Here is a 24,927-nt window from a genome sequence, read left to right as displayed (position 1 = left end):
GCATGCGCACCGAACAACCGAAGATGATCTACCTGAAAGACTATCAGGCGCCTGAGTACCTGATCGACGAGACGCACCTGACCTTCGAGTTGTTCGAGGACCACAGCCTGGTCCATGCGCAACTGGTGATGCGCCGCAATCCTGAACGTGGCCCGGGCCTGCCGCCGCTGGTGCTGGACGGCCAGCAGCTTGAATTGCTGTCGGTTACCCTGGCCGACAGCGAGTTGACCGCCACCGACTATCAGCTGACGGAAAACCACCTGACTCTGCACCCGTCCAGCACCACCTTCACGGTCGACACCAGCGTCAAGATCCACCCGGAAACCAACACCGCGCTGGAAGGCCTGTACAAATCCGGCACGATGTTCTGCACCCAGTGCGAGGCCGAAGGCTTCCGCAAGATCACCTATTACCTCGATCGTCCGGACGTGATGAGCACGTTCACCACCACGGTCGTCGCCGAGCAGCACAGCTATCCAGTGCTGCTGTCCAACGGCAACCCGATTGCCTCAGGTCCGGGCGAAGACGGCCGACACTGGGCGACCTGGGAAGATCCGTTCAAGAAACCTGCCTACCTGTTCGCGCTGGTGGCCGGTGATTTGTGGTGCGTCGAAGACACCTTCACCACCATGACTGATCGCTCCGTAGCGCTGCGCATTTATGTCGAGCCGGAAAACATCGACAAGTGCCAGCACGCCATGAACAGCCTGAAGAAGTCCATGCGCTGGGACGAAGAGGTCTACGGTCGCGAGTACGACCTGGACATCTTCATGATCGTCGCGGTCAACGACTTCAACATGGGCGCCATGGAGAACAAGGGCCTCAACATCTTCAACTCCAGCGCCGTGCTGGCCCGCGCCGAAACCGCCACCGACGCCGCGCACCAGCGGGTCGAGGCGATCGTTGCACACGAGTACTTCCATAACTGGTCGGGCAACCGCGTGACCTGCCGCGACTGGTTCCAGTTGTCGCTCAAGGAAGGCTTCACCGTGTTCCGCGATTCCGGTTTCTCCGCCGACATGAACTCGGCCACGGTCAAGCGCATCCAGGACGTGGCGTACCTGCGGACCCACCAGTTCGCCGAAGACGCAGGTCCCATGGCCCACGCCGTGCGCCCGGACAGCTTCATCGAGATTTCCAACTTCTACACCCTGACCGTGTACGAAAAGGGTTCGGAAGTGGTCGGCATGATCCACACCCTGCTCGGCGCCGAAGGCTTCCGCAAAGGCAGTGACCTGTACTTCGAACGCCATGACGGACAGGCCGTGACCTGCGACGACTTCATCAAGGCCATGGAAGATGCCAACAGTGTCGACCTGACCCAGTTCAAACGCTGGTACAGCCAGGCCGGCACACCGCGCTTGGCGGTCAGCGAGTCCTACGACGCTGCGGCGAAAACCTACAGCCTGACGTTCCGTCAAAGCTGCCCGGCAACCCCGGACAAGGTTGAGAAGTTGCCGTTCGTGATACCGGTGGAATTGGGCCTGCTAGACGCCAAAGGTGCGGCCATTGCGTTGCGTCTTTCCGGTGAAGCCAGCGACCAGGGCACCTCACGGGTTATTTCGGTGACTGAAGCCGAGCAGACTTTCACCTTCATCGACATCGCTGAACAGCCATTGCCTTCGTTGCTGCGTGGCTTCTCGGCACCGGTGAAGCTGAGCTTCCCGTACAACCGCGATCAGCTGATGTTCCTGATGCAACACGACAGCGACGGCTTCAACCGTTGGGATGCTGGCCAGCAACTGTCGGTGCAGGTCCTGCAAGAGTTGATCGCCCAACAGCAGAAGGGCGAAAAACTGGTACTGGATCAGCGACTGATTTCTGCCTTGCGCACCGTGCTGTCCGACCAGACGCTGGACCAGGCCATGGTCGCGGAAATGCTCTCGCTGCCGGGCGAGGCGTATCTGACCGAAATCAGCGAAGTCGCTGACGTTGATGCCATTCACATCGCTCGCGAGTTTGCTCGTAAGCAATTGGCAGAAGGGTTGTTCGAGGCGTTGTGGTTGCGTTATCAGGCCAATCGCGATCTCTCGAAGAAAACCCCGTATGTGGCTGAAGCAGAACACTTCGCTCGTCGCGCGTTGCAGAACATCGCGCTGTCGTACCTGATGCTCAGCGGTAAACCGGAAGTATTGGCGGCGACGCTGGAGCAGTTCGAGACCAGCGACAACATGACCGAGCGCCTGACGGCGTTGGCGGTGTTGGTAAATTCGTCGTTCGACGAAGAAAAGGCCACGGCACTGGCGAGTTTTGCCGAGCACTTCAAGGACAACCCGCTGGTCATGGATCAGTGGTTCAGCGTTCAGGCGGGCAGTGTGTTGCCTGGTGGTCTGGAGCGGGTCAAGGCGTTGATGCAGCATCCGGCGTTCAACATCAAGAACCCGAACAAGGTGCGGGCACTGGTCGGCGCGTTTGCCGGGCAGAACCTGATCAACTTCCATGCGGCTGACGGATCGGGGTATCGGTTCCTGGCGGATCTGGTGATCGAGTTGAACGGGTTTAATCCGCAGATTGCCTCTCGCCAACTGGCGCCGCTGACGCGCTGGCGCAAGTATGACGATGCGCGTCAGGCGTTGATGAAAGGTGAGTTGGAGCGGATTCGTGCTTCGGGTCAGTTGTCCAGCGATGTGTTTGAGGTGGTCAGCAAAAGCCTGGCTTGAGTTGGGGCTTGTTTCCGCAGGGGTGTATATCCATTCCTGCGGTAACGGCCGCTAATGGTTTCGCTCTTACAGCCATCCCTTTCAAGGTCTTTTGGCCTTGGCGGCTTTGAGCACCCGATCTGTCGACACATGGGCATTCACTGCCTTGCCCTCAAGCCACTCCTTTGATTTGGGCACCTTCGGACCTCGTTTGCTTTTGGCGACCGCTTTGGGCTGGACGTTTCGGGCTAGCGTCAGCAGGTACTGAGCCAGCCCTCCTGCGGGGATGGGGATGGATAAGTGCTCTGGCGGCAAGGCTATTTGCATGCCCTCATAACCGCTGCGTACCTGCACCGTCAGGTGAAAGATCGACGCTTCCCAGTCTTCTGATTGAGTCTGGCAATGAGCCTGTTCGACACTGCGTTTAAGCACGGACAAAACGTTGTAAGCCAACACGGCGGACGCGAACCCCAGCAGGGCGGCTTTGGGGTTGCCCAAGGTTTCGATTTCACTGTCCAGCACCGATTCCAGACGCTGGAACATCCCTTCGATACTCCAGCGACGTCGATACAAATCGGCGATCTGCTCTGCACTGATGGTGTCGGGCAAGTTGCTCCAGAAGGACAGCGTGGTGTCGCCGGATTCGGTGGGGTTTTGCAGGCTCAGTTCGACACGCCGCCACTGGCGTCCGCCTTTTACTTCGATGGTTTGCTCGCGCACGCTGCCGGTTGCGACCGGGACAGGCTCCTGCCAGTCGCTTTCTTTAAGCAGGCGTGGATGCTTGCTTTGTTCGCGAATGATGAATGAAGCGCCGGCATCTTCGCAGGCCTCCATGACCGGGAGCGTGCAGTAGAGCCGATCAGCCATCCAGAGCTGGCCCGCCGTGGCTTTTTCCAGCAAGGGCAACACGCCGACGCGTTCGCTGGCATAGGCATCTTCACAGGGCTGAAGGTCGACGACTTGGTCGAGATCAGGGTCGTAAACCACGACCGAAAAACCAGGGCGGGCGGCACCTCGTTCACGGCGCAAAGCGCCCAGACGTTTTTCGCTGGAAGGCAGATGGTTGCCGTCGACGACGCGTAATTGCCAGCCAGGCAAAATGGCCGAGCAACCCAATTCTTGAATCGTCGGAGCCAGGCGCTGCGCGCTACCAGTTACCAACGCGCGCAACAGCGCAGGTTCGGTTCGGCTGACCTTGTCATAAAGCGCCGCCAGGCTGACGGGAAGATCCTCCATCTGCCGCGCGGCGGCGTGTAGGGAGGGCCGCAACCCCAGAGAAACAAGGGACATCAGCTCAATAATGGTCGAAAACAAAAGCTCGCGCGGGTACTGGCGCTGACGATGTTCTTCGAACACCTGATCAACCCACTCTGCCGCAACGGCCTGCTCCAAAACCAATTTGGCCATGACACTGGCCGGTGCTTTTTTCTCGAACCGCGCTAAAACTTCTGCCCACATCGTCTCGCCGTCCTGACTGGAGTTTTGAGGATTTTATCAAAGACCTTGAAAGGGCTGGCTCTTACAGCGAGTCCCTTTTTCAAACGCCAAAAAGGAACCAAAAGGCTTACTTGCTGGCTTTAACGCAGCGAGGATCAACATTGATAGAGGCGCCGATGGAGGTGTCTACGGGTTGACGGAGAGGCTCAGGGCGTGAAGGGGCGGGTGGATCAAGATCAAGAGCTGCAGGCGAGCTAACGCTCGCCCTATTGAGTGGTGAAGGGCGGGTGCATACGAATCCAAGGTAGGAGCTGCCGAAGGCTGCGATCTTTTGATCTGGCTTTGGCTTTGGCTTTAGCTTTTGATGTTGATCCTGCTTTTGATCTTTCGCCCCTTCGGCAGGCCGAGCGGAGGTGTTCATCAGGGGGTTAGGCGCGTAGCGCCGTGCGGCGAAGCCGCACACATCGAGAGGAGGTCGTCGCGAAGCAGACCGTAGGCGATGCCCCCTGATGGACACCGTAGCGAGGGAACACTGAGCCTTAGCGAAGTGCCGTACGCCGGGGCGAAGCCTTTTGCTTACTTTTCGGCGTCTGGAAAAGTGAGTCGCTGTAAGAGCGAAACCAAAAGTCGCCGTTACCGCAGCAACGGATATGTACACAAACCCCGAAACCCCGAAACCCAATCACCCCACCTGATACCGAATCATTCAGAAACTGCGCATACCCCCCAGGTTAACAAAACATAACGCGGCGTCGATTGTCAGACCTTTCCAAACCCCGATAGGATAAGCCAGCTTCCGAAGGGGCTCTAGATTGCGTATTCCAGGACTATGCTCCAGAAACGGTAATCCCAAAGAGCAGCCCTTACGGCGCCCTGAAAGGTTGAACGACCTAACAATAATAATGGGGGAAGGTCTATGAGTGAGCCTGTCATGGGTGTGGGTATCTGCCGCCCGCCGGCACTACGCAAATTCGCGTTGCTGGCTACAGCGCTCTCGCTGTTGGGCTGTGCCATGCTGTCGGAACCTGTACTGGCCGCTGCGGCGCCAGCATCCGACATCGTTTATTCCGTTGAATCTGCCAAAGCCAGCAAGAGCCTGATGCTCGACGTCGTGCACGCAGGCTCTCGCCTGGTGGCGGTCGGGGATCGCGGGCACATTCTGTATTCCGATGATCAGGGCGCGACCTGGACCCAAGCCAAGGTGCCGACCCGACAACTCCTGACCTCAGTGTTTTTTGTCGACGACAAACACGGTTGGGCCGTGGGCCATGACGCACAGATCCTCGCCAGCGAGGATGGCGGCGTCACCTGGACCAAGCAATTCGAAGATATGAAACGCGAATCGCCTCTGCTCGACGTCTGGTTCAAGGACGTCAACAGCGGCTTTGCCGTGGGCGCTTATGGTGCGCTGCTGGAAACCACCGACGGTGGCAAAAACTGGGAAGACGCCAGTGATCGCCTGGACAACGAAGACCAGTACCACCTCAACGCCATTGCCGCGGTCAAGGATACCGGTCTGTTCATCGTCGGTGAGCAGGGCAGCATGTTCCGCTCCGCCGATTGGGGCCAGACCTGGGAGAAGCTTGAAGGTCCATACGAAGGCTCACTGTTTGGCGTGATCGGCACCACTCAGGCCAATACGCTGCTGGCCTACGGGCTGCGGGGCAATCTGTTTCGCTCCACCGATTTTGGCACCACCTGGGAGCCTATCGAGTTGAAGGCGGCTCGCGGTGCGCTGGAGTTCGGACTGTCCGGCGCGACGCTGCTCGACGACGGTTCCATCGTGATCGTCGGTAACGGCGGCTCCGTGATCCGCAGCAACGACAACGGCGAAACTTTCAGCGTGTTCAATCGTCCTGATCGTATTTCCGTTTCGGCGGTGACTGCGGCTGGCAACGGCAATCTGATTCTGGCAGGACAGGGCGGCGTTCGCGTCACCTCGCCAACAGGCGCCGGCGCAGAGAATGGAAAAAATGGGTCGTCCAAATGAGCCGGGCAAATAATAAAAAGGCGGGGCTATGACATCCTTGAGCAGTCATCACCAAGACAAGGCGACGTTTCTTGAGCGCCTGATTTTCAACAACCGCCCGGCAGTGATCGTGATCTGCCTGCTGGTGAGTATTTTCCTGTTCTGGCAGGCGACGCTGATCCGACCGTCCACCAGTTTCGAAAAAATGATCCCGCTCGACCATCCGTTCATTCAAAAGATGATGGAGCACCGCAACGATCTGGCGAACCTGGGCAACACGGTGCGTATCTCGGTGGAAGCCACCGACGGCGACATCTTCTCCAAGGAGTACATGGAGACCCTGCGCCAGATCAACGACGAGGTGTTCTACATCTCCGGTGTTGACCGTTCTGGCCTCAAGTCGCTGTGGAGCCCGAGCGTACGCTGGACCGAAGTGACAGAGGAGGGCTTCGCCGGTGGTGAAGTGATTCCGCAGAGCTACAACGGCTCCCAGCAGAGCCTCGACCTGCTGCGCAACAACGTGCTCAAGTCTGGGCAAGTCGGGCGTCTGGTGGCCAATGACTTCAAGTCGAGCATTGTCGATATCCCGCTGCTGGAGGCCTACCCGGATCCGCAGGACCAGGGCAAGTTGCTGGCGCTGGACTATCGCAAGTTCTCCCACGAACTCGAAGACAAGATTCGTAACAAGTTTGAAGCCCAGAACCCTAACGTGAAGATCCACATCGTCGGTTTCGCCAAGAAAGTCGGCGACCTGATCGATGGGCTGGTCATGGTGGTGATGTTCTTCGGCGTCGCCTTCATCATCACATTGATCCTGCTGTACTGGTTCACCAACTGCATGCGCAGCACCGTGGCGGTATTGAGTACCACGCTGGTGGCGGTGATCTGGCAATTGGGCCTGATGCACTTTTTCGGTTTCGGGCTTGATCCGTACTCGATGCTGGTGCCGTTCCTGATCTTCGCCATCGGGATTTCCCACGGCGTGCAGAAAATCAACGGCATCGCCTTGCAGTCCAGCGAGGCGGACAACGCCTTGACCGCGGCGCGGCGTACGTTCCGTCAGTTGTTCCTGCCGGGGATGATTGCGATCCTCGCGGATGCGGTGGGTTTCATCACGCTGCTGATCATCGACATCGGAGTGATTCGCGAACTCGCCATCGGTGCATCCATCGGCGTGGCGGTGATCGTGTTCACCAACCTGATCCTGCTGCCAGTGGCGATTTCCTACGTCGGTATCAGCAAACGCGCCGTGGAACGCAGCAAAAAGGATGCAACCCGCGAACACCCGTTCTGGCGTCTGCTGTCGAACTTTGCCAGCCCGAAAGTCGCCCCGGTCTCCATTGCACTGGCACTGATCGCTTTTGGCGGCGGCCTTTGGTACAGCCAGAACCTGAAAATCGGCGACCTCGACCAAGGCGCGCCGGAACTGCGTCCGGACTCGCGCTACAACAAAGACAACAGCTTCATCATCAGCAACTACTCCACCAGTTCCGACGTGTTGGTCGTGATGGTCAAGACCAAGTCTGAAGGTTGCTCTCGCTACGAAGCCATGGCACCGATCGACGAGCTGATGTGGAAGATGCAGAACACCGAGGGCGTCCAATCGGCGATTTCTCTGGTGACCGTGTCCAAGCAGATGATCAAGGGGATGAACGAGGGCAACCTGAAATGGGAAACCCTGTCGCGCAATCCTGACGTGCTGAATAACTCCATCGCCCGTGCCGATGGCCTGTACAACAACAGTTGCTCATTGGCACCGGTGCTGGTGTTCCTCAACGATCACAAGGCCGCAACCCTGGATCGCGCGGTGCATGCAGTGCAGGACTTCGCCAAAGAGAACAACAAGGACGGCCTGGAATTCATCCTCGCGGCGGGTAACGCCGGCATCGAGGCGGCCACCAACGAGGTGATCAAGGAATCCGAGCTGACCATCCTGATCCTGGTGTACATCTGCGTCGCGACCATGTGCATGATCACCTTCCGCTCCTGGGCGGCGACCTTGTGCATCGTATTGCCGCTGGTACTCACCTCGGTACTCGGCAATGCCCTGATGGCCTTCATGGGCATCGGCGTGAAAGTCGCGACCTTGCCGGTGGTGGCGCTGGGCGTGGGGATTGGCGTGGACTACGGCATCTACATCTACAGCCGTCTGGAAAGCTTCCTGCGTGCCGGCCTGCCGTTGCAAGAGGCGTACTACCAGACGCTGAAGTCCACCGGTAAAGCCGTATTGTTCACCGGTCTGTGCCTGGCGATCGGTGTGTGCACCTGGATCTTCTCGGCCATCAAGTTCCAGGCCGACATGGGCCTGATGCTGACCTTCATGCTGCTCTGGAACATGTTCGGCGCGCTGTGGCTGCTGCCAGCGCTGGCGCGGTTCCTGATCAAACCGGAGAAACTGGCGGGGCAGAAGGGCAACTCGCTGTTCGCTCACTGATTCCAGGCTGAAATAGAAAAGCCGCAACCCAGGTTGCGGCTTTTTTACGCCTGCCGGATGAGCTGCGATGCTCCTGTAATTGGATGGACTCGCTGTCGCTGTCGTTGGCTGTTTAGACTGCCACCGTGGCGCATTGACGCCTCGGCTTGGGCGAGTCCATCCAATTACTGGTGTGCGGTGTGTTTTGAGTTTTTGTTACGACAAATCGGTGCCGAGCACCGCATTCAACGCACTACGTGCATCATCCAGTTGCACCAGCGTGGCATGCCGTGCACCGAGTGCATCACGATTCTCGATCGCCGTCAGAATCGCTTTATGCCGTGGCAATGCCAGTTCATGCAGATTCGGCCGCTGGTTGGAATGCTTCAAGGCTTCGGCAATCGCCACCGACAGCATGTTGCACAGGTTCGCCAGCAAGTCGTTGTGCGTCGCATCGGCAATCCGGCTATGGAAATCCAGGTCCGGTTGCAAGAGCGCTTCGGGGGTCGATGCGGCTTCCATGCGTTGGTAGGCTTCACCGATCGAGGCGATGTCATCGCTCGTGGCGAACTGCGCGGCGAGGGCCGCCGCAGCGGGTTCGATGATGCTGCGCACGCTGGTCAGCAAATCGAAAAATTCATTCTGCGGGCTGCTTTGCATCAGCCAATGCAAAACGTCCGGGTCGAGCATGTGCCATTCCTTGCGCTGCTTGACCACCGTGCCGACCCGCGGACGGGAATACACCAGGCCCTTGGCGACAAGTACGCGTGTGGCCTCGCGCAACACCGGGCGGCTGACCGCGTACTCCTCGCACAGCAGGGCTTCAGGGGGCAGTTTGTCACACGGCTTGAAGCGCCCGGAAACGATCTGCATGCCCAATTCCTGGACGATGCGCGAGTGCATGCTTTTGCGGTCTGAGGGTTTGCGGTAGTCCATGGGGAACGGCGCGATCCTGTGCGATGGGGTGCCGCGCATGATAACAGGCGCGGCGAGGACGGTCGCGAGAGCAAGCAAAGTCCTGAATCAGAAGGAGATCAAAATGTGGCAGCGAGCCTGCTCGCGAAGCTTTTAGCGCTCTCAAATGGCCCTTCGCGAGCATGTCGGATCGCCGCATCGCCGCTCCCACATGAGCTATCATTGCGTTTTTCCCATTCAAAGATTACTGCCATGACTGCCGCTACCGACACCTTGCTCGCCACCCTCGAACACTGCGATATGGTGGAAATCGACGGGCTGCACGCCTTCGAATTCTCCCTCGATGAAGACGACAATCTGCACATCGAATGCCTCGACGGCCGCGTGTCCAAACACTGGGAGTTCACCCCGGCTGAGGTCGAGGCCGCGACCTTCGATCCAACGCTGCAAAGCTGGGTGATCACCGGAAGTTCCGGCGAACACCGGCTGGTGTGCATGACCGCTATCCGCGGTGATGACGATGAGGAAGAAACGAATGAGGATGCGTAAACTCTGGCCGCTCTTGATCGCCGGCAGCGTCGGCGCGATGGGGTTTCAGGTTGCGTCGGCCGAGGACTATCAGTTGCTGGTCGGTTCCTACACGGCCGGTCAGAGCGAAGGGATTTACCGCCTGAACTTCGATGCCGCCACCGGGCAGATCGACGCCAAGCCGCTGCAAGTGGTCAAGAGTGAAAACCCGTCCTGGCTGACCCTGTCCAAGGATCAGCATCGCCTGTTCGTGGTCAACGAAAACGGTCCCGGACAGACTGATCCGGTCGGGCGCGTCAGCAGTTATGCAATCGATCCAAAAACCCATGCGCTGAGCCTGATCAATCAGGTGCAGAGCCTGGGCAACGAGCCGACTCATTCGAGCCTCAGCGTTGAAGCCAGCCACTTGTTTGTCAGCAACTATTCGGTGGCTGAAGATCCGGGTGGCACCCTGGCGGTGTTGCCGGTAGGCGCTGATGGCAAGCTCAAGCCGGTGGTGCAGATGAGCAGTCATCCATCGAGCCGGGTCAATCCCGAGCGACAGATGTCGGCGCACGTGCATTCGACGGTTTCATCGCCGGACGGCCAGTATGTGTTCTCCAACGACCTGGGTGCAGACAAGCTCTTTGTCTACCGCTTCGACCCCAAGGCCAACCCGGAACTGCCATTGACCGCCGCTACACCGGCGTCCGTCCAGTTGCCAGCCGGTAGCGGGCCGCGTCATCTGCTGTTCAGCGCCGATGGCAAGCACGCGTGGCTGGCCATGGAAATGAGTGCACAGGTTGCGGTGTTCGATTACAAGGACGGCAAACTCGCGCAAACGCAGATGGTCGACCTGGCCGCAGGGCAGCCCGTTTCGGACAAGGCAGCCGCTGCGCTTCATGCGTCGCACGATGGCAAGTTCCTCTACGTCAGCAACCGTGGCACCGCCAATCAGCTGCTGGTGTTCGCCATCGATCCTGCGACCGGCCACCTCAAGGAGCTGCAACGCCGCTCGGTGGAAGGTGATCACCCGCGTGAGTTCAGCCTCGATCCGAGTGGCAAGTTCTTGCTGATCGCCAACCAGAAAAGCAACCAGATTGTTGTCATCGAGCGCGATTCAACGACAGGCCTGCTGGGTAAAACCGTACAAAAACTGCCGATGGACGCCCCGAGCGACCTCAAGTTTCTGGTGCGTCAATAGGCCGCAGGCCCCGGTGGATGGGGCCTGCATCCTTCTATTAATGACGCTGATATCTGCTAATGCTACAAAAGAGTTCAAGACGCCAACCTCGACGGTTAAGTTTGCTTCACGGCCCCACCGGGCATGCAAGCCAACTGAATCCGAGGAATACCGCCATGAACTTCAATCTCTTCTCCGTAATCGCTGCTTCCGCTATCTCGGCCACCGTTGCTCTGCCAGCCAGCGCCAACATTGAAATCAGCGACAAAAAATCCCACGCCCAAAGCTACACCCAGAAGTACCTGCAACAGAGCGCCAACTTTTACGCGGCTCTGGATCACAAGACCCAAGCCTGAAATGTGAACCCTGCACCTTTTATGCAGGAGCGAAGTCACTTGCGCCGATCGAGCTGAAACGCTTCGAGAAAGCCTGAGTGATGTCGCTCCTGCATAACGCGTTTACTTCTGTTTCTCTATTCAACCCCCATTCTTCGGCTGCCCAGCCCGTTCCAGACGAGCCGGATGCGGCCCGAGAGCGCTTGATGAGTTTTATCGAAGACTGAAATAGTCTGGCTTGATGATCAACGAAGCTGATGGTCACTATGGATAACCCTGAGTGGTTATCACCGCTTTTCTGATCGATTCTGTGGGCATCGAAACCTGCCTGCGGAGAACATCATGGCCAGCGCATTCATCACTTCTGCCAAACACGGCGCCTACCTGGCTATCGGTCTTTACGTAGTCCTCGTGCTGGCTGTCAGCCTCTCGCCTCAATCGCGTCAACCTGTTGAAGCGCCGATTCAAGTCGCGCATCCCGGCATCCACTTTGAATACCATCCGCAAAGCTCGATGGTCGATCAGGCTGAAACCGCAGGAGTCGCCGGGGCATGAAAGGGCACAGACTTTGGGTCATCGCCTTCCTTTCATTCATGACCAATGGATCTTCCTTGGTGGGGATCGGACAGGGTTCGGCGGGGTCGGTGGCGCGGTCTATCGAAGCCAATCACAACCTTGCTCGTAACATTGAAACCGAAAAGGCACTGGGGCTGCTGGCCGGCAATCCACCGATCAAACGTGAAGGCAGTTTTTTCGGGCCGTTCCAGGTGGACTGCTCGGCGTTGGAAATGTGCTCGGTATTGGCCTGAAAACATCACCTGTAGGAGCTGCCGAAGGCTGCGATCTTTTGATCTTCGGCGGCAGCGACAATGTGAACATCAAAAGATCGCAGCCTTCGGCAGCTCCTACACGGATCGCGATCATCCAGTTACTTTTTCATTACCGATGTAAATAACTCCGACGCCAGAAACCGCTGCAACCAGGCCTGCAAACGCCGATAGGGCGTCAGCCCGAACCACTCGCGATCCACGTGGGCGAATTGCCGCACGAACGGCATCAGCGCCACGTCCGCCAGACTCGGATGCTCGGCCAGCAAGTAGTCGCGTCCCTCCAGCAACTCATCGAGCTTGCGCAAAAACACCTCGCCCTCGGCGCGATAAAACGTCATCGGCTGCTCGGGATACCGTTCGGCGTACTTGTAGCGATTCAGGTGCACCTTGAACACCTGATCGTTTTCTTCGATCAGCCCGGCGATGTGTTGCTGCCCGACAGGGTCATCCTTGAGCAACCAATCCTGCGGATCGTTTTGCGCCAGGGCCCAGTGCATGATCGCCAGGCTTTCATCGATCACCTGACCGTCGACGCTCAGCACCGGCACCGTACCTTTGCTCGACAGCGCGAGCATTTCGGCAGGCTTGGCCTTCAAGCTAACCTCGACAATGTTCACCGCAACCCCTGAATAGCGCAGGGCCATGCGCGCCCGCATCGCGTAGGGGCAGCGGCGGAAGGAATACAGCGTATTCATTTCACCTCCAGGGTACTCAGGCCGTTGCCCTGACGGCGCACCTGAATCTGCACCGGAATCCGCTCATGCATTTCCTGGACATGGGAAATCACCGCGACCTTGCGGCCCTGGGCCTGCAAGCCATCGAGGGCGTCCATGGCCAGTTGCAGGGATTCCGGATCAAGGCTGCCAAAACCTTCGTCGATGAACAGCGATTCGATTTTCAACGTGCTCGACGCCATCGATGCCAGGCCCAAGGCCAGGGCCAACGACACCAGGAAGGTCTCACCGCCGGACAGCGAATGCACCGAACGCAGTTCATCACCCATCTCGGTGTCCATCACCAACAACCCGAGCATGCTGCCGCCACGTTTCAGGCGATAGCGCCGCACCAGTTGCCGCAACTGAACGTTGGCGTGATGCACCAGCAGGTCGAGGTTGTAGGCTTGAGCGATCTTGCGGAAGGTATCGCCAGTGGCTGAGCCGATCAGTGCATTCAAACGTGCCCAGCGCTGGTACTCGGTGTAGGCGTCAGCGATCTGCTGCGCGAGGGCCTGATTGGCGTTTTGCCGGCGCTGATCCTCGGCCTGTTCGGCGCGCAGTTCGGCGCAACGGTGTTCGCTGGCGGCGGACAGGGTTTGCAGGTCGGTGAGCGCGGTCGCCAGTTGTTCGGCGTCGAGGTTGCCATTGTGCTGGGCCTGATGGCTGAGCAAGCGTTGATCCCGCTCCTGCAATAGCACCTTGAACTGCTCAATGGCTTTTTCGCTTTGCTGCAACTGCTGGCGCAGTTCGCTGACCTGTTGGTCGTCAACGCTCAGCAGGGCTTCCAGGCCTCCGTCATCCAGTTCCGGATGCAAGGCGCGCCAGTCGGCAATCTTGCCGCTCAGCTCGCGATCTTCGGTTTCCAGTGCCTGCGAGCGTTCCTGCTGAGCCTTGAGTTCGGCGCCCAGTTGCGCGAGCCGCGTACGCACGGTGTGCAGTTCCTGATTGGCCGTCGCTTCGGCATTGCGCGCCTGTTCGACGGCTTGATCCAGCTGTTGCTGCCACTGCTCGGCGCTGATGTGTTGGCCGAGCAATTGCGTCAGTTTTTGCTGGCAGGCCTGTTGCTGGTCGGCGAGGGCGGTGAACTGCTGTCGGGCGGTTTCCAACTGCTGGACACGCGAGAGTTGACGGTCCTGTTCTTTCTCCAGCGTCTGCTGCCGTTGTTGCTGTTCGCTGAGTTCATCGCGTTGCTGATCGAGTTGCTCCAGACGCTGGGATATCTGCCGATCCAGTTGCATGAAGGTCGCGGCGGGCTCGTCGCGCAAGGCTTGCAGCGTATCGGCCGGGAGCAGGGTGCTGAACGCCGTCAACTCCTCGTCCAGCCGCTGGCGATCACTGCTCAACTCACGTTGCTGGTTGGCCAGGTGCTGGGACGCTTGCTGGCTCGCCGCTTCAGCGCTACGCAGTTGCTGTTGAAGGCGTGCGGCGTCCTGTTGCAGGGCGAGCAGAGCGGTTTGCCGTTGTTCGTCCTGAGTGATGCTTTGGTTCAACTGGTTGTTTTGCTGCGCCAGCCAGGCATCGCGTTTGAGTGCATCCTGGGTTAGCAACTGCGCAGACAACGGATGTGCTTCAAGGCTCGGCGCCAGGCTCTGCTGCTGGGGCGCGAGTTGTTCTTGCTGTTGCAGCAACTCCTTTTGCTGAGCAATCACACCGCCCACTTCAGTGCGCAGATCAGTGAGTTTTTCTTTCAGCAGGTCGACGGCTTTCTGGGCGTTGGCCTGTTCGCTTTCATCATGCCGGCCAAGGCTTTGCAGCAGTGCTTCGGGCTGATGATAGGGATGGTCGGGACTGCCACAGACCGGGCACGGCTGATCGTCCTGTAACTGCTCGCGCAGTTCTTCGACGCTGGCGCTGCGGGCCAGACGCTGGCGTTCCAGCAGTTCGCGGGTGACGGTCAGCGTCTGTTCGGCCACGACCAATTCGTTCTTGGCTTGCACACCGTCCTGGGTCAAACGCTCACGTTCTTGTTGAGCGGTCAGCTGGCGCTGCTGGAGTTCCGACGCGCGCTTGTCCAGTTCCTGCTGACTGACCCACAGTCGCGTCAGCTCTTCAAAGGCCCGCTGCTGCTTGCGGTTGTCTTGTAACAAACTACCGAGAATCTGGACCTGCTCGGCCACCGCTTCCGGTTCTGCGCCGGCCTCTTTGTACAGCACTTCAAGGCTCTGGCGCTGGGTGGAGAGATCCTCGGCAGCGCGAGCGGCGCTGTGTTCCAGGGCGGCCAGTTCGGCCTGGCCCTTGTTCAGGCGATTACCCACCAGCATCAGCTGTTGCAGGCGATCGCGGTAGGCGTTCCAGGCATCGCTCAACGGCGCCAGAGGGGTGCTTTGCTCAAGCTCCCGGGCAATCCGCTGTAAACGATCGGCGACCAGTTTCTGTTGGTCGAGCAAACCTTGAATCGAGTGTTGCCCCTGCGTGCAGGCTAGCTCCGCCTGCTGCTTGAGGTCGGCGCTGAGGCGTGCGTCCTTTACCAGGCGAGCGAGAGTGTTTTGCTCTTCAAAAGCCTGACGCAGTAGTGGAGCGCTGGTGGTGTGTTGGCCATGGGCGTCGACCAGCGCGGTCTGCGCAGTACTCAGGCTGTGTTCGAGTTGCGCCTGGCGCTCATTCAGCTCGGTTTGCTGTCGGGTGTGCTGCTGAATCTGTGCGGCCAACGGTGTGAGCTGGGCAGTGAGTTCGGTCTTGCGGGCGAACTGGTGCCGTTGCGGGGCCAGTTGCTCCAGCCGGGTCAGCTTCAAACGCTCGCTGGCCAGACTTTCCCAGTGCTGCCGGGCCGATTGCAGCTGCTCGGTGGCGCTCTGTTGCGCGTCCTGTAACTGACGCAGGTCCTTGAGCCAGGTGTGTTGCAGTTCTAATTGCTTGAGCTGCGCTTGCTGGGTCTTGAGTTGCTGTTGCGCTTCGTTGAAGCGTTCATCGAGTTCCGTCCGGGCTTCTGGCGACAACGGTGTCACGCCGGTGGCCTGATCCTGCAACAGCTTGTGCGCTTCACGCGCCTCTTTGGTCTTGTCGAAAGCCCGGCGACCGAGGCGCGTATAGAGTGCGGTGTCGGTGAGCTTTTCCAGCAGTTCGCTACGTTCGTTGTCGTTAGCCTTGAGGAACGCACTGAACTCGCTTTGGGCCAGCAGCACGGCTCGGGTGAACTGTTCGAAGTTCAGGCCCAGTACGGCTTCGAGCTGGGTTTTGAATTCGACTTTCTGACTGGCCAGCAACTGATCCTGATCGATGTCGCGCAAACTCTGACGGCTGGCTTGCAGCTTGCCGCCGGCCTTTTCGCGAGCGCGATTAGCTTCCCAGCGCGCGCGGTAACGACGGCCGTCGATCCCGACGAAATCCACTTCGGCATACCCTTCGCCGGTCCCACGACGCAGCAATGTGCGCGGGTCGCCCGTGCCGATTTCGCCGTCGGCATCCGGCGCTTTGGCAGACACTTGAGCGTTGCTTAACCGCGGCACGGCGCCAAACAGTGCGAGGCACAAGGCGTCGAGCAAGGTACTTTTGCCGGCGCCGGTCGGCCCGGTGATCGCGAACAGACCGGCGCTCGCCAACGGTTCAGCGGTAAAGTCGATTTCAAAAGGCCCGGCTAACGAGGCGAGGTTTTTCAGGCGGATCGCGAGGATCTTCATGGTTGTTCGCTCTCCATCTGTACGTCTTGCAACAGCTCGGCGAAGTCCTTGAGCGTTTGCTCATCGACCTCGCTGCCGTAGTTGTCCTGCCAGGCGCGGCTGAACAGTTCCTGAGGTGTGAGCTGGTCGAGTTCGATCAAGGTCGTGCCGTCATCGAGCCCCTCGCGGCTGCCGTTGCCGGCGTATTCAGCGGCGATCCGCACCAGGCGCACGGCTTTGCCTTGCAGGGCGGTTTCCACTTGAAAACGCAAGTCGGGTTGCGGTTCATCGAGGCGCACCCGAACTTCCAGCCACGGCTGACGCTGGATATCGGCCAGCAGGTCGATGTTCGGCAGGTCGGCCAGTTGCAGCAGGATTTCCGCCAATGGCGCGGGACCGATGCGTTGCAGATTCACTGCCCGGGGGATCAGTTTGGGTTCGACGCTGACCAGGGTTTCGCCCTCGAGTGTGATGTCGAGAATCTGGTGCTGATAGCCGATCTCGGAGAACGACAACGGAATCGGCGAGCCGCAGTAGCGGATGCGCTCTTCACCGTTGACCTTCTGCGGCTTGTGCAAATGACCGAGGGCGACGTAACTGATGCTCGGCCCGAACAAGCTGGCGGGCAGGGCTTCGGCGTTGCCGATGATCAGGCTGCGCTCGGAATCTTCCGACACCGACCCGCCGGCCATGTGCGCGTGGCTGATGGCGATCAGCGCCTGGCCCGGCTGGCGTTTGGCATTGGCCGCTTCGATCAGCCACTCGTGAACCTGACCGATACCACGCAGGTAGTTGTCGCCCAGGTGCGCGCCGGTCACTTCGGCCGGTCGCAGGAACGGCAGCGCCAGGCACCAGCCGGCAATGTCCCCGGTGGCATCGGGCAAAGGCAGCAATAGGCGTTCGGCGTCGAGTTGACCGTCATCGAGCCACAGCACACGGCCCAACGCGTAGGTGCGCAAACGCCGCATCAACGGCGCCGGGAGTTCGATGCGCGAACCGGAGTCATGGTTGCCGGCGATCATCACGATGGTCAGCGACGGCTGTTGTTCGTGGGCACTGACGATGAAATCGTAGAGACGCTCCTGGGCTTTGACCGGCGGGTTAACCGTGTCGAAGATATCGCCGGCGATCAGCAACACATCAGGCTGGTCGAGCTTCAGCTGACGTAGCAGCCATTCAAGGAAACAGCCGTGTTCGAAATCGCGTTCCTGGCCGTGCAGGTTCTGCCCTAGGTGCCAGTCGGAGGTGTGAAACAGACGCATGACAAATTCCATACAGAAGCAGCCATCGTGTCAGGCACGACAGCTGCTTTTTGATTATTTGGGGTAAAGCGGCGGGAGGCCACTGTCGCCAACCGGGTCCTGAACTCGCTCGGCAATCGGAATCGTACGAATCGCCCGCCACAGATCTTCACCCTGCCAATGCTGGCCGGTTTCGCTGTAGAGCGCGCCGTTCAAGCCGTCGAGGGCGTCGGACAGCGGTACAAAACGCGCCGCCATATCGGCCAGGGTTTCCGGTTGTTGCCGGGCCCAGGCGTCGAGGGCCTGGCGGGTGGCGTGGGAATCGTTGGCCTGACAGGCGCGCTTGAGGTCGTCGAGCACGGTGCGCGGGCTCGGGCCGGTCTGCGCCGCGCGCAGGATCGCCGGTTGCCAGCGGGCGCGCCACCAGAGACCGAAGCCCAGCAGGGTGGTGCAGGCCAGAATCAGCGTACTGAGTTTCCACCACCAGAGGGCTTCGTTGTCGGCAACGGAAAGGACTTGAGGCGTGCCGGCCGGGGTGTCGACCATCAGGCTCGGATTGTTCGCCACCGGCAGGGTTCGGGCCGGCAGGCTGCTGTGTTCCAGGTGGTCCTCGAAGGTGTTCCACCAGACCACTTCAACCGCTGGCAACTCGATTGCGCCGCTACGCGTCGGCACCAGGGCTTCACGGTCTTCGCGACTGCCGACCAGGCCTCGCTCGGTGTTCTGGTTGCCCAACACCGGTTGATCCGGGTAGCGCCGCAAACCGTTGACGTCGGTGGCGGGCAGCGGTGGCAATTGCGAACTGGCCAGGCCTTCAGCCTTCACCGTCAGGCTGCGGGTCAACGAATCACCCACCTGCGCATGATCGGGGTCCGGGTTCCAGCTTTCGCTCAGGCTGAGGCTGCGGGCCGGCAGCCATGGCATGTCGGCCGGGTACGTGATGGGTTTTGCCTTGACCGTCAGCAGTAGCTCTGAGGAGCTGACCCGCATCAGTTTGCCGGATTTCGCTGCCTGGGCAGCGGTGTCCTGGGCGGGCTTTGCGTCCACAAGCGCGGCATTGAATATCTGCGCTGGAATGATCAGCTCACCGCTGTGTTGCGGGTAGATCGCGTAGCGCTTTTCGATTACGCCGTGACGCAGGCCATTGATGTCTTTCTCGTAGGTACGCGCCTCGCCCAGTTGTTCGATGCGCACATCGGGGATTTGCAGCGGGGGCAGACTGCTGTCGTCGTACAGCGACACCGAATGGTAGATGCGCAAGGTCAGGATCGCCTGGGCTTGCACGTACACGCTGCTTTGGTCGAGGCTGGCGTCGATGAACACCGGGGCCCGTTTGTTCGGGCTGTCCTGGGTTTCGGTCTCGACCACTTGCACGGTGATTGGCTGGCTCTGTACGTCACCCAGTTGCAGTGACGGAATCACCACGCTGCCGTTCTGCCGAGGCAGCAGGGTGATGATCCAGCGGGTTGTCGCACGGTTGTCGCCGTTCAGGGTGTTCAGCTGGTTGACCTGACGGGTGCCGCGCACGTCGAACAGCGGTTCCAGTGGTGTCAGATCAGGCTTGCCGAACTGCGTCACGTCGGTGGATTCCAGCGTCAGTTCAATCGTCTCGCCGGTGTTCAGGCGACTGCGATCCACACTGGCGACCAGCCCGGCTGCCTGTACCTGAACGGTGCAGAGCAACAGGGCGGGCAGCAGTGCGAGCAAGAAGGCGGTGAAGCGGGTCATCGAGTTTTTCCCTGATCCTGATGTTGTTGCTGTTCGTACCAGAATTTGCGCCTGAGCAATTCACCCGGGTCGTCCGGAATCTTGCGCAGCCATTGCTCCAGCGCCTGGCGCTGTTCGCCATCGATGCTGTCGCTGGCGGGGCGCAACGGTGGTCTGGTGCTGTCTTCATTCCCCAGCTCGCTGCCCGGGACTTCATTGGTGCCGGGTTTCGCCGGCGTTTTGTCCGGTTGCTCGGAGTCCGGCGTGGTCTGCTGAGCGTCGGTTTTCGGTTCGCCATTATCTGACGGTTGCGTGGCTGGGCCCGGTGGCGTTTCTTGCGTAGGGGGCTCGCTCTCGTTGCCGGCGTTTTTGTCCGGCTCAACCGGCGAGGGTGTGTTTTTCTGCTTGAGCAGATTTTCCACCAGCGCCTTGTTGGTCTGCGCCGGGCGCAAATCCGGTTGCCGCTCCAGCGCCTGTTCGTAGGCGTCCAGCGCGGCCTCCAGCTCACCGCTTTTGGCCAGGGCGTTGCCACGATTGTAGTGGGCGTGGGCGTCGGTGCCTTCGGCGAACCGCTGGGCGGCGCCGCTGTAGTCGCCGGCTTCGTAGCGCGCCACACCCTGCCATTGTCGATCTTCAAAATGCTGCGCAGCTTCGGCCGGGCGCTTCTGCTTCAGCAAGATCAGACCCTGTTGGTCAGGTCGCAGCCACAAATCGTTGAAGTCGAAGGCATAACTCGGTTGTGGCAGCAGCAATAGCAATGGCAGGCAGAATAACCAGCCGCGACGGCCGGCGCAGGCCGCCAGTAACAACAGCGGCAGCAACAGCCAGTAACCCTGATCGGCCCACGTGTCGAGGCGCAGGGTATGGCCGTCGTTGCGCAGCGTGCGGGGGCCCTCGAGCAAACCGAGGGCGCGCAGGTCGGCATCGTCCAGGCGTGCGTGGCGATAGAGCCCGTCGAGGTCATTGGCAAAGGCTTTCAGGCTGGGTTCGTCCAGATGTGGCACCAGAATCGCGCCCTGGTCGTCCTTGAGAAAGCTGCCGTCTTCCTGGGTGATCGGCGCTCCTTCGGATGTGCCCACACCGAGCATCAAAAATTGCGTTGATTTACCGTCCATCACCTGCCGAATCCCTTGGCGTTCCTGTTCGGTCAAGGTTGAGCCGATCAGCAGGAGCCGGCCGTCGCCGAGGGCACCCTGATCCAGCAGTGCCAGGGCCTTGGCCACCGCCATATCGGCACGATGACCCGCCTCGGGCATCAGCGAAGGCTTGAGGGCATCCAATAAATTGCGGCTGGTCGACAGGTCGTCCGACAGCGGCACCAGCGTGTGAGCGCTGCCAGCGAAAACGACGATCGCGGTCTGGGCGTCGCTGCGGTTCTGCAGCAGGTCGAACAGCTTGCGCCGGGCCTGTTCGAGCCGGTTGGGTGGCACGTCAGTGGCGAGCATTTCCGGGGTCAGTTCAAGGACCACGACCAGCGGGTCGGCGGGTTTCTGACTGGTTTGCTCGACACGTTCCCAGCTCGGCCCGAGTAGCGCCAGAACAGTCAGCACCCAGGCACAGCCAAGGATGACCCACGGCAATTTGCTGTCGCGACCGTTGCCACCACTGAGCAACGCCGCATGGAAGGCCGGTGGCAGAATCATCTGCCAGCGCCCGGCGCGCTTCTGCCGATGCCAGAGTTGCCAGAGCAACCAGCCGAGCAACGGCAACAACAGCAACCACCAGGGGCGGAACCAGTATGGCCAGAGCGCACTCATCGGCGCCTCCGCAGACGCAGGCGTTTAAGCCGTTGGCGCCAGTCGGGCAGTTGCGAATGCAGAAGATCCTTGGTGAACAGCCGCCGCAACGGATTGTCCGGCCAGCGCTCGCGAACCACCAGTAGCATGCTCAATAGCAACGCCATCGCCAAAGGCCAGTGATACAACGCCTGCGCCGGGCGAGCCTGAGTCGGTTGCTGGGTCACGGGTTCGAGTTTGTCGAGGGTGCCTTTGATCGCCAGCAGTTCCTTGGCATCGTGGGCGCGAAAATACTGGCCGCCCGTGGCTTCGGCGATCGCCTTCAAGGAGTCTTCATCGAGGTCGAGGCTCGGATTGACCCCCAGGAAACCCAAGGTGCCGCTTTGCTCCGGATCGGCGCCGATACCGATCGGGTAGATTTTCACGCCTTCATTAGCCGCCAGCCGCGCCGCCGTGAGCGGGTCGATTTCACCACCGTTGTTGGCGCCGTCAGTGACCAGAATCAGTACGCGGCTTTGTGCCGGCCGTTGGCGCAGGCGTTTGAGGGCAAGGCCGATAGCATCGCCGATGGCGGTGTTTTTGCCGGCGATGCCGATCCGCGCTTCGTCGAGCCACACGCGCACCGTGTGCCGATCGAACGTCAGCGGTGCTTGCAGATACGCCCGGCTGCCGAACAGGATCAGCCCGACCCGATCGCCCTCACGACTTTCGAGGAAGTCACCGAGCAAGTGCTGAACCAATGTGAGTCGACTGACCTCTTCGTCCTGCCACTGCATGTCGGGAAAATCCATGGAGCCGGACACGTCGACCGCCACCAGCAGATCGCGACCGCTGGCGGCAATCGGCAGCGGTTCGCCGAGCCATTGCGGGCGCGCCGCGGCGATCAGTAACAACAGCCACAGTAGAATGAACGGCGCTTGTTGACGCCAGGCCGGCAGGTTGGCCCGGGCGCGGCGGCGGGCGAGGCCCTCGAGATCACTGAGGAAGCTGACTTTGAGCGCCGGCTCGCCACTGTCGGCGACAGGCAACACGACGCGCATCAGCCAGGGCAGCGGCAGCAGGGCGAAGATCCACGGCCAGGCGAACTCAAACATGTTTACGAATCCAGGTGTCGACAGCTTGGGTCAGGCCGGCGATGGCTTTGTCGTCGAGTTTGCATTCGGGTTTGTAGGCGCCTTCGACCAGCACCATCCAGCGGGTCAGACCGGCGGCCGGGCAACGATTGTCGAGGAAGGCCAGCCATTTGCGCCCATTGAGGGTGTGGCTCTGGCTGTAGGGATAGTGGTTGCGGCACAGGCGTTTGAGCAAACCGTTGAGTTGCTGCAACCAGGCACCGGCCGGAGCGCCGTCATAGGGTTTGGGCATCCGCGCCAATTCGGCCAGCGCGGCGAGGCGCACCGGGTCCAGCGGTTGTTCGGCGCGCACGATCGGGCGTTTGTTCGCAAGGAAGCGCCTCGCCTTCCACAGACCGAAACCGACCAGCGGCAGTAACAACAGCAATAGCCACCAGCCCGGCGCCGGTGGCCAGAATTCGATCGGCGGAGGGGAGATCAGTGGTTGCAGTTGATCGAGGCTGCTCATCGAGCTTTCCCCGGTTTCTGTGGGTTCAGGTACTCGCGCAGTTGTTCGACCATCTCGCTCTGCGTGCTCAAGGGCATCAACAATACCCGCAGCTTCTGTGCCAGCAGTTCCCAGCGAGCAATGCGCGCTTCGGCCTGTGCGCGATAGGTCTGGCGCAGCTCGAAATTGAGGGTATCGAGCTCCAGTTGCGCCCCGCGTTCGGCGAAGCGTAAAAGCCCGGCGGCGGGCAGGGCGTGATCCAGTGGATCGGACACCGGCAGCAGCAACAGATCGCAATGCCGCGACAACAGACTCAGCTGTTGTTCGGCGCCCTCGGTCAGGGTGCGTTCGTCGCAGATCACGATCACCAGACTGCCGGGACGCAGTACTTCCCGGGCCCGGCGCAGGGCAATGTTGAAGGCGTCCCCCCGGTCCGGCTCGCTTTCCGTGTGCAGAGACTGATTGACCCGCACCATGCGGTTGAGAAACTGCAGCAGGCTCTGCTTGCTGCGTCGTGGCTTGATTTCATAGTGCTCATTGTTGCCGAACACCAGTCCGCCGACCCGATCGTTATGACCCAGTGCGGCCCAGCCGATCAGGCTCGCGGCCTGGGCGGCGAGCACTGATTTGAACATCAGCCCCGAGCCGAAAAACAGCCGGCGACTTTGCTCGACCATGATAAAAATCGGCCGCTCACGCTCTTCATGGAACAGCTTGGTATGGGGTTCCTGGGTGCGGGCGGTGACGCGCCAGTCAATGCTTCGCACGTCATCGCCGGCCTGATAGACCCGCACCTGATCGAAATCCACCCCGCGCCCGCGCAGTTTGGAGTGGTGCAGGCCGATCAGCGGGCTGCGCTGGCTCGGTGTGGAAAACAGTTGCACTTCACGCACGCGATGGCGCATCTCGATCAGCTCGGCGAGGCTGACACGGATGCCCGGCTCGGGCGGCAGGAGGGCGTTCATCGGGGTCAAGCGACGGCTACGACGTCGAGAATCCGCTGGACCACCCGGTCCTGATCGATGCCCGCGGCTTCGGCTTCAAAGGAAAGAATGATGCGGTGACGCAGCACATCGAACAGCACCGCCTGAATGTCTTCCGGGCTGACGAAGTCGCGACCGGCCAGCCAGGCGTGGGCCCGGGCGCAACGGTCGAGGGCAATCGAGCCGCGCGGGCTGGCGCCGTAGGCGATCCACTCGGCCATCTCCGGGTCGAATTTGGCCGGGGTGCGCGTGGCCATGACCAGTTGCACCAGGTATTCCTCCACGGCGTCGGCCATATACAAGCCGAGGATTTCCTTGCGCGCGGCAAAGATCGCCTGCTGACTGACACGGCGCTCGGGTTTGGTTTCGCCGTTCAACGCTTCGCCCCGGGCCTGTTGCAGGATCCGACGTTCAACGGCGGCGTCAGGGAAGCCAATTTTTACGTGCATCAGAAAGCGGTCGAGCTGCGCTTCGGGCAGTGGATAGGTGCCTTCCTGCTCGATCGGGTTTTGTGTGGCCATCACCAGGAACAGCGGCGACAGCTCGTAAGTACTGCGCCCGACGCTGACCTGGCGCTCGCCCATGGCTTCGAGCAGGGCGGACTGAACCTTGGCCGGGGCGCGGTTGATTTCGTCCGCCAGCACCAGGTTGTGGAAGATCGGGCCTTGCTGGAACACGAAACTGCCGGTTTCCGGGCGATAGATTTCCGTACCGGTGATGTCGGCCGGCAGCAGGTCGGGGGTGAACTGGATGCGATGGAACTGTGCTTCGATGCCTTCGGCAAGTTCTTTGATGGCCTTGGTCTTGGCCAGGCCCGGAGCGCCCTCGACCAGCATGTGGCCGTCGGCGAGCAAGGCGATGAGCAAGCGCTCGATGAGTTTTTCCTGGCCGAGAATCTGCGTTGAAAGAAAGGTTCGCAGCGCTAGCAGCGCTTCACGATGTTCCATCGATGACTGTTCCTGGAAAGGGTGACCGAAGACGTTCGAATAACGCCAGGGCTGGGGGCGTTACTTTAATCCATCGCAGGGGGCGGCGACTAACGGCATTTTGTGCAATGTGCGGGAAATGATTGGCGAAATTGCTTGAATTTTGTAGGACGCAAAAGGTGGTGGTGTTCTTTCGGGCCTCTTCGCGAGCAGGCTCGCTCCCACAGGTGACCG

General features: G+C 60.2%; 19 protein-coding genes. 8 read left to right on the top strand and 11 right to left on the bottom strand.

What is annotated here, in order from left to right; translation table 11 throughout:
- Positions 1–2 precede the first annotated feature (2 nt).
- A complete protein-coding gene (gene pepN / locus ACYZTX_RS18000; RefSeq protein ID WP_462035212.1) occupies positions 3–2,660 on the top strand; it encodes an aminopeptidase N in 2,658 nt (885 codons plus the stop codon).
- Between the two features lie 81 nt (positions 2,661–2,741).
- Here the strand turns inward: pepN and ACYZTX_RS17995 are convergent, their stop codons facing one another.
- Positions 2,742–4,046, bottom strand: a complete 1,305-nt coding sequence (locus ACYZTX_RS17995; protein WP_462037067.1) for an IS4 family transposase — start codon at positions 4,044–4,046, stop codon at positions 2,742–2,744.
- 946 nt (positions 4,047–4,992) lie between these two features.
- On the opposite strand from ACYZTX_RS17995, the gene ACYZTX_RS17990 reads away from it, so the two are divergent.
- Positions 4,993–6,066, top strand: a complete 1,074-nt coding sequence (locus ACYZTX_RS17990) for a WD40/YVTN/BNR-like repeat-containing protein (protein WP_462035211.1) — start codon at positions 4,993–4,995, stop codon at positions 6,064–6,066.
- A 28-nt stretch (positions 6,067–6,094) separates the two neighbouring features.
- The gene (locus tag ACYZTX_RS17985; protein ID WP_462035210.1) at positions 6,095–8,479 is read left to right on the top strand and encodes an efflux RND transporter permease subunit; all 2,385 of its coding nucleotides are present in this window, start codon (positions 6,095–6,097) and stop codon (positions 8,477–8,479) included.
- A 195-nt stretch (positions 8,480–8,674) separates the two neighbouring features.
- Here the strand turns inward: ACYZTX_RS17985 and ACYZTX_RS17980 are convergent, their stop codons facing one another.
- Positions 8,675–9,394 (bottom strand): FadR/GntR family transcriptional regulator, encoded by a 720-nt coding sequence (locus ACYZTX_RS17980; RefSeq protein WP_462035209.1) that lies wholly within the window; start codon positions 9,392–9,394, stop codon positions 8,675–8,677.
- 231 nt (positions 9,395–9,625) lie between these two features.
- On the opposite strand from ACYZTX_RS17980, the gene ACYZTX_RS17975 reads away from it, so the two are divergent.
- From ACYZTX_RS17975 to ACYZTX_RS17955, 5 genes are all read left to right on the top strand, one after another.
- Positions 9,626–9,922, top strand: coding sequence for a DUF5629 family protein (locus ACYZTX_RS17975; RefSeq protein ID WP_462035208.1), 297 nt, complete (start codon positions 9,626–9,628; stop codon positions 9,920–9,922).
- Positions 9,909–11,084, top strand: a complete 1,176-nt coding sequence (locus ACYZTX_RS17970; RefSeq protein WP_462035207.1) for a lactonase family protein — start codon at positions 9,909–9,911, stop codon at positions 11,082–11,084. The genes ACYZTX_RS17975 and ACYZTX_RS17970 overlap by 14 nt, the downstream gene beginning before the upstream one ends.
- A 155-nt stretch (positions 11,085–11,239) precedes the next feature.
- The gene (locus tag ACYZTX_RS17965) at positions 11,240–11,419 is read left to right on the top strand and encodes a hypothetical protein (RefSeq protein WP_033054657.1); all 180 of its coding nucleotides are present in this window, start codon (positions 11,240–11,242) and stop codon (positions 11,417–11,419) included.
- 321 nt (positions 11,420–11,740) lie between these two features.
- Complete coding sequence (locus tag ACYZTX_RS17960; protein WP_462035206.1) at positions 11,741–11,953, top strand: hypothetical protein; 213 nt, start codon at positions 11,741–11,743, stop codon at positions 11,951–11,953.
- Positions 11,950–12,207 (top strand): hypothetical protein, encoded by a 258-nt coding sequence (locus ACYZTX_RS17955; protein ID WP_462035205.1) that lies wholly within the window; start codon positions 11,950–11,952, stop codon positions 12,205–12,207. The genes ACYZTX_RS17960 and ACYZTX_RS17955 overlap by 4 nt, the downstream gene beginning before the upstream one ends.
- Before the next feature lie 119 nt (positions 12,208–12,326).
- Here ACYZTX_RS17955 and ACYZTX_RS17950 read toward each other — a convergent pair whose 3' ends face one another.
- Genes ACYZTX_RS17950 through ACYZTX_RS17910 form a run of 9 tightly spaced genes read right to left on the bottom strand, consistent with a single transcriptional unit; the run spans position 12,327 to position 24,714 of the window.
- Entirely contained in the window at positions 12,327–12,923 is a 597-nt protein-coding gene (locus tag ACYZTX_RS17950) for a glutathione S-transferase (RefSeq protein WP_462035204.1), read from the bottom strand.
- On the bottom strand, positions 12,920–16,561 hold the full coding sequence (locus ACYZTX_RS17945; RefSeq protein WP_462035203.1) for an AAA family ATPase: 3,642 nt from the start codon (positions 16,559–16,561) through the stop codon (positions 12,920–12,922). The genes ACYZTX_RS17950 and ACYZTX_RS17945 overlap by 4 nt, the downstream gene beginning before the upstream one ends.
- Positions 16,558–17,802, bottom strand: a complete 1,245-nt coding sequence (locus ACYZTX_RS17940; protein ID WP_462035202.1) for an exonuclease SbcCD subunit D C-terminal domain-containing protein — start codon at positions 17,800–17,802, stop codon at positions 16,558–16,560. Before ACYZTX_RS17940 ends, ACYZTX_RS17945 begins: the two co-directional genes overlap by 4 nt.
- Before the next feature lie 54 nt (positions 17,803–17,856).
- Complete coding sequence (locus ACYZTX_RS17935) at positions 17,857–19,509, bottom strand: BatD family protein (protein WP_462035201.1); 1,653 nt, start codon at positions 19,507–19,509, stop codon at positions 17,857–17,859.
- The gene (locus ACYZTX_RS17930; RefSeq protein ID WP_462035200.1) at positions 19,506–21,245 is read right to left on the bottom strand and encodes a tetratricopeptide repeat protein; all 1,740 of its coding nucleotides are present in this window, start codon (positions 21,243–21,245) and stop codon (positions 19,506–19,508) included. Before ACYZTX_RS17930 ends, ACYZTX_RS17935 begins: the two co-directional genes overlap by 4 nt.
- Positions 21,242–22,318: a vWA domain-containing protein gene (locus ACYZTX_RS17925; protein ID WP_462035199.1), complete on the bottom strand. Its 1,077-nt coding sequence runs from the start codon at positions 22,316–22,318 to the stop codon at positions 21,242–21,244. The genes ACYZTX_RS17930 and ACYZTX_RS17925 overlap by 4 nt, the downstream gene beginning before the upstream one ends.
- Complete coding sequence (locus ACYZTX_RS17920) at positions 22,311–22,805, bottom strand: DUF4381 domain-containing protein (protein ID WP_462035198.1); 495 nt, start codon at positions 22,803–22,805, stop codon at positions 22,311–22,313. The genes ACYZTX_RS17925 and ACYZTX_RS17920 overlap by 8 nt, the downstream gene beginning before the upstream one ends.
- Positions 22,802–23,749 (bottom strand): DUF58 domain-containing protein, encoded by a 948-nt coding sequence (locus ACYZTX_RS17915; RefSeq protein ID WP_462035197.1) that lies wholly within the window; start codon positions 23,747–23,749, stop codon positions 22,802–22,804. Before ACYZTX_RS17915 ends, ACYZTX_RS17920 begins: the two co-directional genes overlap by 4 nt.
- 5 nt (positions 23,750–23,754) lie before the next feature.
- Positions 23,755–24,714, bottom strand: coding sequence for an AAA family ATPase (locus tag ACYZTX_RS17910; RefSeq protein ID WP_008150800.1), 960 nt, complete (start codon positions 24,712–24,714; stop codon positions 23,755–23,757).
- Between the last annotated feature and the right edge of the window lie 213 nt (positions 24,715–24,927).

The organism is Pseudomonas sp. MDT1-17, from assembly GCF_054898105.1.
This window is presented reverse-complemented; position numbering and strand designations above follow the sequence as displayed.